Genomic DNA, 8582 nt, shown 5'->3' on the forward strand with positions numbered 1-8582 from the left:
TTACAACTAATTGTGTTAAGAGTTTCACTACTGCTTGAACTACAGTTTCAAATTGAAGTTCCGTTTGAGTCACTTTTATTCCATCTGATTCTTCAATGTGAATTGATTGTTGTTGTATTTGATAGTTTTCGATAGATTGAGAAATTTTTTCTAAATTTTTCACATCAGTATCATCTTTACCAAAGACAACTATAACTGCTTCAATTGCAGCCTTAAGTGATGCTTGTACCAATACTAAACCTTGTGCTTCAGTTTGAACAACTTCAATATTGTGTGATTTTTTAATCACTAATCCTTGAGATTCCGTTTGGGCATTTTCTACCTTATTATTGAAAAATTCTTTATCCTCAAGCTTAACGTCTTTGTCGTTAGTGTTCAGAACCATTTTTTTGCCTCCTAATAATTTGATTACACCATAATCTATTCATTTTAAGGCTTTTTAGATTGGACAAGCTTCCTGATTAAAAAGTGGAATTTTTGTGCTCAATATTATTAATAATGTCGATATTCGCTTCTCTTAAAGAAATGTACATAAGCTAACGGGTGCAAGAGTTGAACAGGGGATCGCAGCTTCTATCCCTTTTCTTATTGGAGTAACGGGGCAGTTTAGTTTAAGAGTGGTGTTTAACTTGTGTTCATCAATCGGACCATTAAATCGAATAAATTAATGCATAAACGATAACACATAAAAAGCAAATTCCTTTTATCAAAGAAATTTGCTTTTTTGCACTTCCCAAATAGCCTTCTTAGTATCAAAAACTCATTTACTAAGGAGGCTATTTGCGGAAAACCAAGTCCCAGCAGCCAACACCTACTAATTTAGCTATATTAGGAAATTAAAATGGCACACTTATTGCAATTATTTTGTGCTTTCCTTCGAATTTTTACCATTAGCGATGATTTTACCCCCAATGTTAAGTTCCTTCACTTCTCCGCCTTCTAATGCGTAACTTGTAACACCATCACCGTGCGTAATAATGTCTCCATTAACGGTCAAATTTTCGACTTTGCCCCCTGATTTAATACTTACGGCATTTGCCGCAAGTTTCATGATTACGCCTTTAACTAGAGAGTTGCCAACAGAGCCATAGGTTGTGACATTTTCTTCAATAATCATATTTCCAATAGGCTTACTGACTTGTATACCAATGGAACCATCCCCATAGGTTGTGATGGATTTAAATTTAATATTTTCTACTGTACCGTCATATTGGTTAAACCCTCTTGCTCCTAATCCATATGTAATAATATCCTGTGCCAAGAAATCTTTTACTGTTCCAAAATTCACAAATCCGATGCCGCTTGGTCCATAATAACCTGACCATGGCTAATCCACTTTTCAACTTTTCCCCATGTATCCAGAACCATATCATTCACACCGTAAGTCACAATCTCGTCATGATGTTCAACTATTTTTGCTTCCACACCATACACAATAAATACTGCTGCGGTAATAATATCAGCTGTCCCATACGGCAGCATTCCATTTGAATAGATTGCACCTGTAGTTAGTGCTTCTAAATTAACCTTGCCACCTTCATCGCCAAAACCGCAAACAAAAATACCTGAGCCAATTACAGGAGCATTTTTAATACCTATGGAGATGTTTGTTAATTTGCAATCAATTTGACTGTTAGGATCTGAATTAAAATTGTATACAGTCATTGCCCCTTGGTACACATTAACTCCATACTTTTGTGGTTGCTCACTGTAATGCCTCGAATCGCAAGAGGTAATATGGATGTTGTTCCCATAAAGATTAATCCTGTCCGTTCCTTGCCTGGAAATAATGGAAACCTGACCTGAAATATGCAAATTTTCAAGGACAAGATTCCCCATATCCAGAATGCCACACACTGTATAAATGGCTCGGTTTGTTTGTTTTGTCATTACAGTTAGGTTTGAGATGGTATTGTTGCGAGTCACTCCAAAACCATCACTATTATTAAAGCTTACTATACATGATTCGATATTTTTTCCAGTTAAATGATAGCCTTCAGGCATAGCAATCGAATGAGGGGAAAGAATGGAACCTTGTACTTCTAAAACTTGTGGCACATTTTCAGAAATAGCATTCAATAGTTCTAATAATGTAGTTACCCTTGTTTTTTTCATATTAACATTCACCCTTATGGTCGTTTTACTTATCATAAAGTTATGTTGTGCAATTTTTTAGAGTGGTATCCTTTCCTTAAGATAAAGTTGGAATAAGATTAAATCAATGAACTACCACTATCAAACGCTTTCTTTAATAAGAAGGTGCCTTTTTCTAATCAATGAGATTCTGGAGCAACACATTTAAATTGGAGTTATATTAAGGTGTAGAAAGAGATTGTGAAGGATTGCACTTAAACTAACGGGTGCTTTTGTTCAAGATGATGTGATCGCTACGGCAGTAATTTTTTCTTGTTCCACTACCGTGGCAGAAATCTATTTTTTCATTAATTTGACGAAGAATATGATTTGAAGGAACAAACACATTTAAATCAATAAAATCAAGGTTACTTTAATATTCATCTTTAAGACCCATCATAAAAAATTCCCCAAATAAAAAACCTGCATAGAAAAAATTCTATTCAGGTTTTAGAAAATCCTATTATTTTGTCAACAGCCCCAAAATCCGTTGCCTTTTTAAAATGCCTGCAAAGTTTTGCTTGTAAAAAGAATTCCTTCCAAATGATCAAATTCATGCTGGAATATAATCGAATCCATCCCGTCAATCTCACGGAATATCCTTTCACCAAAGATTGTTAAATAGGAAATCCTTATAATGAGGTAGCGCTGAACAATCCCTATAATCCCTGGAAGAGAGATACATCCTTCGCCAGATGGTAATGAGTTGGGTGTTGGATCAAGTATATCAAAACTTGGATTGATTAAAATTTCTGTTCCTGTTGTAAATCGAGCAACAAAAGCCCGTTTTGATACGCCGACTTGCGGTAATGAAATTCCTAATACATGTGGCGAATTTTCCACGAACGTTTTCATTTCGTTCAAAAGTGGAGTTACACTATAAATGTGTTCAACATCCATTGCTTTTTGAAACAAAATTGGGTTTGGAAATGTAAGAATGGAAAACATATCATCACCTTTCGCCTGAGTAAAATATTTTTACAAAAATTTTTGAAATATTTTCAAAAAAAGTCCTTTATAAAATATATTCCAACGGAAGAAAAAAATAATAGGAAATCAAATTTGACAATAGACATTATTAAAAAACCTGTATCGATTTATAAATCAATACAGGTTTTTAATGGTTTATAGTAATTCTTTAATGGATCAAAGGGTTGCTGTGGCAGCCTTCTTTTTTATTGAACTAAAGTAAACAGGTTTGTTAAAGAAGGAATATAAATGAAATTGGTAGAATAAGTAAATTTGATATAAATCTTAACATCTAAATATTAATAAGAGGAGAATGTCTATGGGAACTAACGAAGTAAAAAGTTTAAATTAAAATAAGCGCGGGGGGTTAAACATATGAAACAATTGGGGACGCTATACTTTTTCTGCGGAAAAATGGGAGCTGGAAAATCAACTAAATCAAAACAATTGGCGATAGATAAACATGCGGTACTGTTGTCTGAGGATGAATGGCTTTCATCTCTTTATCCCAATCAGATTGCATCATTTGAGGACTATCTAAAATTCGCAGCGCAGCTCAAGCCGTTGGTGAAAAAGCATGTCCAAAACATATTAAGTGTCGGTACAGATGTAGTGATGGATTTTCCAGCTAACACTCAAAAACTGCGAAAGTGGTTTTGGGATATGGTGTCAGAGGTCAATGCAAGCCATCAACTAATTTTCCTTAATCTAAATAACGAGCAATGCTTACGTCAAATTGCACAAAGGCGTAACGAACAACCCGAAAGAGCAGCTTTTGACACGGAAGCGGTGTTTATTCATGTTACTAAATTTTTTGAAGCACCAGAGGCATCTGAGGGTTTAAATATTTTAGAGTTTAGCGGAAAAGAATAACAAGGAGTTCAATGATTCGTGTGTATAGAGTCCCTTTTGTTCTGGGAACTGCTTTATATGATATAAAATGAAATGTGAGTAAGAAAAGTTTCAATGTATATATGTTAAAATCGATGTAACTTTGTGAAGTGGTACACTTAAACTACCATGAAAATAAACTTCTGTAATTCAGGAAAAAAGGCAATACTAAAGAGGACGCAGCTCATTCATTTTTTAAAAAGGGGAGAGCGCCAAATTCATGTATTTATGGTCGGTCTAAAAATGCCTGGATTAAGATGCTTTAGGTTCTTCTAACGTAACTGTGTATCCTAAACTTTCGAGTCGTCTTAATGAATGTCGAACAATTGATTGTTGTCTCTGCTTATCAAAGTAGTCTTCGCCTAAGTCTACATACATTTCTTTTCGGGTTAAGAGATAATAAGAGATACGTAACATCGCATGAGCGACGACAATCCCTGCACGCTTCTTGCCTTTTCGTGAAGCAGTACGCCTATACAATGCCCCAAGATAGTTCTTTGATCCTCTTACTGAATGAGCTGCTTCCGTTAATGCGGATCTCAAATACTTGTTTCCTTTTTTTGTTTTGGCTGATTTTCTTTTTCCAGCACTCTCGTTTTGTCCTGGAACCAATCCTGCCCAGGAACACATATGAGCTGCAGTTGGGAACTGTTTTTTAACATCAGTGCCAATTTCGGATAGGATTTGCTCAGCCATCCTTGTCGCTATACCAGGAATGGAATCCAATCGTTCCACATCTTCTTGGTCCAACATTTCAATTTGATCAGTCAAAAAATCGATATGCCCTAAAATGGTTTTTAGCATAAGACGTTGATGCGAATTAATATAACCTCTAAGTGCGAGTTCCAGTTCTTCTTTCTTCTTTTTCATTGTGCGTCGAGCGAAGTTTGCTAGTTTTTCAGGATCCTCTTCACCATCGGCAATTGCGTCAAGCATATCTCTGGCAGAAACACCCAACACATCTGAAACAACAGATCCCAACTTAATATTCGCACCTTCTAATACCTTTTGGATTCGGTTGTGTTGTCTTGCACGTTCTTCGATAATACTCCGACGATAGCGGACGAGTTCACGCAATTCACGTTGATTTCGGTCTGGGATATAACTAGCTTTTAGTAGTCCATGACGAAGAAGTTTGGCAATCCATTCTGCATCTTTTACATCTGTTTTACGTCCTGGAACAGCCTTCATATGTTGGGCATTCACCACTAAAAACTCAATATCCTCAGCCTCTAGTAAATTCACAATAGGTTTCCAATATACACTCGTGCTTTCCATGGCGACATGTGTACAATTATGTTGTTTAATCCAGTCAACCAACTGTAATAGAAATACAGTTTTAGTAGAAAACGTTTGAATCTCCTTTCCTTCAGGGGTCATAATACAGGCAGTAATATTGTCTTTATGGACATCCATACCGCATGCTCTTTCAATGACTACATCCATTGAAAACATCCTTTCTACGGCGATCATTATAATTAGAGGCTGGTGCAACAACCAGAATAGGATTAATCTACCATGTGTGCTTCCCGTAAGGGAGCGACAGTCAGTGGTGCACCGTGGTCGGTGGAGTCAGACTAACGGATGGGCTCTAACGCACCATAGTTCAGCGACCTTCCTCTCCCAGCCATAGAATCAGTATTGACGGTTAGTGACCATTTTCATTCTCTGTGGTGAAGCGCTGATTTTTGCGCTTCATGGATGGCTAACAGGTAGCAAGAGTTCAACAAGACGTTGCTGCGGGCAGTGCTTTTTATTGAGCTAAATGGCAGTATTGTTGAAGAAACACATATTGGTATAAGGTGGATAAAAAATTGAAGAGATACATAATTAATGATGGGGAAATCAATGTTCACGTAACAGAATGGGGAAGTGAAAATAAACCTGTAATTTTTTGCTTACACGGATTAGGAAGTACAAGTCTTAGTTTTATCGAAATTGCAGAAGAACTAAAGAACGATTATAAGATATTTAGCATAGATGCTCCCGGTCACGGTAAAACAGATATATTTTCTCGTGTAGAAAGCTATGAAATGCCTGCTTTAGCTAATTGGTTGGATAAAATAGTAGATATTTTAAAAATTGATAGGTTTTATTTTTTATCTCATTCTTGGGGGAGTTTTGTTTCTTTATTCTATATACTCAATTATTCTGAGAAAGTTTTGGGAGCCATTTTAATTGATGGTGGCTACCAGACTAAAAGAAGAAATTCTACTTCAATGGAAGAAGAGGTTGAATATTACGAGAAGGATTTTGAAGAGTATGTAGAAACTTGGGAACAGTTTTTAGATATAGCGGTGTATGGCGATTCTAGAAGATCAGACTTAATAGATATTGCGGCAAAAGATTTAGTGCTTAAAAAAGATGGAAAGTACTTTTGGCACGCAAGGGGTAAAACTGCGGGTAACATCATTAGAGGTATGCACAAGGATGAAACAGAGGATATTTATGAAAAACTTCCTATTAATCTTAACATTCTATTACTCCGGTCCACCCTTCCTAAATCACAAGATGCATATAGAGATTTAACATCAAGCATATTTGAACAAAAAACAGGAGCTACTGTTAAACTAATTCCTAATACGAGTCATATGTTACATTGGGAAAACCCGGAAGTTGTTATTAAAGAGATAAAAGAAAGATGGTAAAATCCTTGTTCAACTAAAGGGATTTTTTTGCTGTTTCTAGAATTTATGCTAGAAGGAGTTGAAGCAATGAAAAGGTTAGTAATTATTACAGTGGGTAAAACCCATTCTGGAAAAACAACATTTGCCAATTCTTTAGAAAAACAGTTAAATAACTCTTTTGTGATGGACCAAGATAACCACGCAGAATTTATTAATACATATTATAAGAACTTACAACCCAAAAACGGACCTAATACTCTTAAGCATTCTCTCTCAAAGCTGATTGTCGATTATGCCAAAGAACACACTGATTTTCACTTTATTATTTGCAACTCAAATCGAAGTCGAAAAGGACGATTGTATTTGCTTGAAGAGTTGTTTAATACTGATGAGTTTGTCCGTATCTTGGTCCATTTTGATATTCTTGACGATGTTCTTCAAAAACGAATTCTTCAAAGTCAAAAAAACACAAATATATTTAGGGGTGCATATACAAATTTTGAGGAAGTGCTTGTTAGGCAACAGACTGAATCTTTAAAAGAAGATGTAGTTGACCCAATAGAAGGTGAAGCGGACCATTTATTTGTAATTAAAGACAGCGAGGAAGTTAATTCAGTTATTCAAAAAATTGTTCATATTTCTGAAAGTTATTAAGCTAACGAAGCAGGATAGTTGAAGAGTGTTGTTTAAATTGTGTTTAACAATCGGGCATATTGAGAGTGACAAGAAAACAGAATGAGTGACGCAAGGAATAAATGTTATTTACACTTAGCTGAGGGGGTACTTATGAAAACTCACTATTATTTAGGTTGGTTTAACAATTTTTTCCCAGAGAATCTGGGTAGGGCGTTACAGGAGGATATAACTGATAGAAAATCGCTTGCTATGATTAGCTCGAATCCATCTGTTTTTGAAGATGATGGTGCTACTGAACGGTCGTGGCTCGATCAGGCTGGCATTATGTTTGATGAGTATCATTTAATTAATTACCACGTACAGAAGAAAGATGCCCAAACGATAATTCAAAATGCTTCCGTCATTTTCTTGTTGGGTGGCAATATTCTTAATCAAAATGGTTTTTTGATGGAATATGAATTATCGGATTCGATTAAAAAAAGCAACGCCGTTGTAATGGGAGCAAGCGCTGGAGCAATCAACATGTCCGCTAAATGGTTATGCTCGAAAAACCTTGGATATGAGGTTGAAATGAGCTCTGTTTACGACGGAATCGGTCTTGACAATTTTTCCGTCCTGTCTCATTTTGATCTTGAAAATAACATGGCACTGGTTCAAAGCGAACTATCTCCCCTATCGGAAGAAATAAATATTTATGCGTCGAACAAAGATTGCGCTGTACGTGTAAAAGGAGACAAAATCGACGTTTTTGGCAATGTATATTTAATTTCCGACTCAAAGATTCAGAAATTTGATGAGACGCTCTAGTTCTAGCGACTTGCTATGGCTTAATTGAATTAATTTCTTTATGCACCGTCTGTATTTTAAATTTAGTGAAGGAGAACTTGCGCGAGTGTTGAATATGCGTCTATTTTTCTACTTCACCCTTCCGCAAAATATTTAGTTAAAGTAATTAAATTCTTATTGAACTCCCATGAAAATTAAAAGAGTCTTAAAACCAAAGTTTGGTAAATCGTTAAACAAAAACCTCCAATTATAGCAAATTAAGTAGAGGCTAGCGCACAGACCAAAAAAAGGATTAATCTCCCATGAGTGCTACCCATAAAGGGCGCGACAGTCGGTGGTACACCGTGGTCGTCGGAGTCAGTCTAACGGATGGGCTCAAAGGCACCATAGTTCAACGACCTTCTTCGCCAGCCATTAAAACATTATCGACCTAGAAACCAATTTTCATTCTCTGTGGTGAAGCGCTGGTTTTTGCGCTTCATGGATGGCTAACGGGTGCAATAGTGAAAAGGGCAGCGTAAATGTACTGCACCCCGAAAG

At 36.2% G+C, this 8582-nt stretch carries 9 protein-coding genes; 4 read left to right on the forward strand and 5 right to left on the reverse strand.

What is annotated here, in order from left to right:
- From V7124_RS25625 to V7124_RS25640, 4 genes are all read right to left on the reverse strand, one after another.
- Nucleotides 1-385: spore coat protein (locus V7124_RS25625; RefSeq protein WP_335494682.1), on the reverse strand; the 385-nt coding region annotated here is incomplete at its 3' end.
- 474 nt (nucleotides 386-859) lie between these two features.
- Nucleotides 860-1288 carry a hypothetical protein gene (locus V7124_RS25630; protein ID WP_335494685.1) on the reverse strand — a complete coding sequence of 143 codons (429 nt, stop codon included), beginning with the start codon at nucleotides 1286-1288 and terminating at the stop codon, nucleotides 860-862.
- Complete coding sequence (locus V7124_RS25635; protein ID WP_335494688.1) at nucleotides 1285-2115, reverse strand: hypothetical protein; 831 nt, start codon at nucleotides 2113-2115, stop codon at nucleotides 1285-1287. The genes V7124_RS25630 and V7124_RS25635 overlap by 4 nt, the downstream gene beginning before the upstream one ends.
- A gap of 516 nt (nucleotides 2116-2631) precedes the next feature.
- Complete coding sequence (locus V7124_RS25640; protein WP_335494691.1) at nucleotides 2632-3081, reverse strand: peptide deformylase; 450 nt, start codon at nucleotides 3079-3081, stop codon at nucleotides 2632-2634.
- 396 nt (nucleotides 3082-3477) lie between these two features.
- Here V7124_RS25640 and V7124_RS25645 point away from each other — a divergent pair, with 396 nt between their 5' ends.
- A complete protein-coding gene (locus tag V7124_RS25645) occupies nucleotides 3478-3975 on the forward strand; it encodes an AAA family ATPase (RefSeq protein ID WP_335494694.1) in 498 nt (165 codons plus the stop codon).
- Nucleotides 3976-4245: 270 nt separating this feature from the next.
- Here V7124_RS25645 and V7124_RS25650 read toward each other — a convergent pair whose 3' ends face one another.
- Nucleotides 4246-5439 carry an IS110 family transposase gene (locus V7124_RS25650; RefSeq protein WP_335494698.1) on the reverse strand — a complete coding sequence of 398 codons (1194 nt, stop codon included), beginning with the start codon at nucleotides 5437-5439 and terminating at the stop codon, nucleotides 4246-4248.
- Nucleotides 5440-5807: 368 nt separating this feature from the next.
- On the opposite strand from V7124_RS25650, the gene V7124_RS25655 reads away from it, so the two are divergent.
- The 3 genes from V7124_RS25655 to V7124_RS25665 all read left to right on the forward strand — a co-directional run bounded on the left by V7124_RS25655 (nucleotide 5808) and on the right by V7124_RS25665 (nucleotide 8063).
- Nucleotides 5808-6641 (forward strand): alpha/beta fold hydrolase, encoded by an 834-nt coding sequence (locus V7124_RS25655; protein ID WP_335494701.1) that lies wholly within the window; start codon nucleotides 5808-5810, stop codon nucleotides 6639-6641.
- A gap of 66 nt (nucleotides 6642-6707) precedes the next feature.
- A complete protein-coding gene (locus V7124_RS25660; RefSeq protein WP_335494705.1) occupies nucleotides 6708-7274 on the forward strand; it encodes an AAA family ATPase in 567 nt (188 codons plus the stop codon).
- Nucleotides 7275-7406: 132 nt separating this feature from the next.
- The gene (locus V7124_RS25665; protein ID WP_335494708.1) at nucleotides 7407-8063 is read left to right on the forward strand and encodes a Type 1 glutamine amidotransferase-like domain-containing protein; all 657 of its coding nucleotides are present in this window, start codon (nucleotides 7407-7409) and stop codon (nucleotides 8061-8063) included.
- Nucleotides 8064-8582 lie beyond the last annotated feature (519 nt).

The organism is Neobacillus niacini, assembly GCF_036961885.1.
GTDB lineage: Bacteria > Bacillota > Bacilli > Bacillales > Cytobacillaceae > Neobacillus > Neobacillus niacini_H.

What these genes read in the sequence shown, in the direction of transcription:
- V7124_RS25635 (WP_335494688.1), bottom strand. Translation starts at nt 2,115, where the DNA reads ATGAAAAAAACAAGGGTAACTACATTATTAGAACTATTGAATGCTATT.
- V7124_RS25650 (WP_335494698.1), bottom strand. Translation starts at nt 5,439, where the DNA reads ATGGATGTAGTCATTGAAAGAGCATGCGGTATGGATGTCCATAAAGAC.
- V7124_RS25665 (WP_335494708.1), top strand. Translation starts at nt 7,407, where the DNA reads ATGAAAACTCACTATTATTTAGGTTGGTTTAACAATTTTTTCCCAGAG.
- V7124_RS25640 (WP_335494691.1), bottom strand. Translation starts at nt 3,081, where the DNA reads ATGTTTTCCATTCTTACATTTCCAAACCCAATTTTGTTTCAAAAAGCA.
- V7124_RS25660 (WP_335494705.1), top strand. Translation starts at nt 6,708, where the DNA reads ATGAAAAGGTTAGTAATTATTACAGTGGGTAAAACCCATTCTGGAAAA.
- V7124_RS25645 (WP_335494694.1), top strand. Translation starts at nt 3,478, where the DNA reads ATGAAACAATTGGGGACGCTATACTTTTTCTGCGGAAAAATGGGAGCT.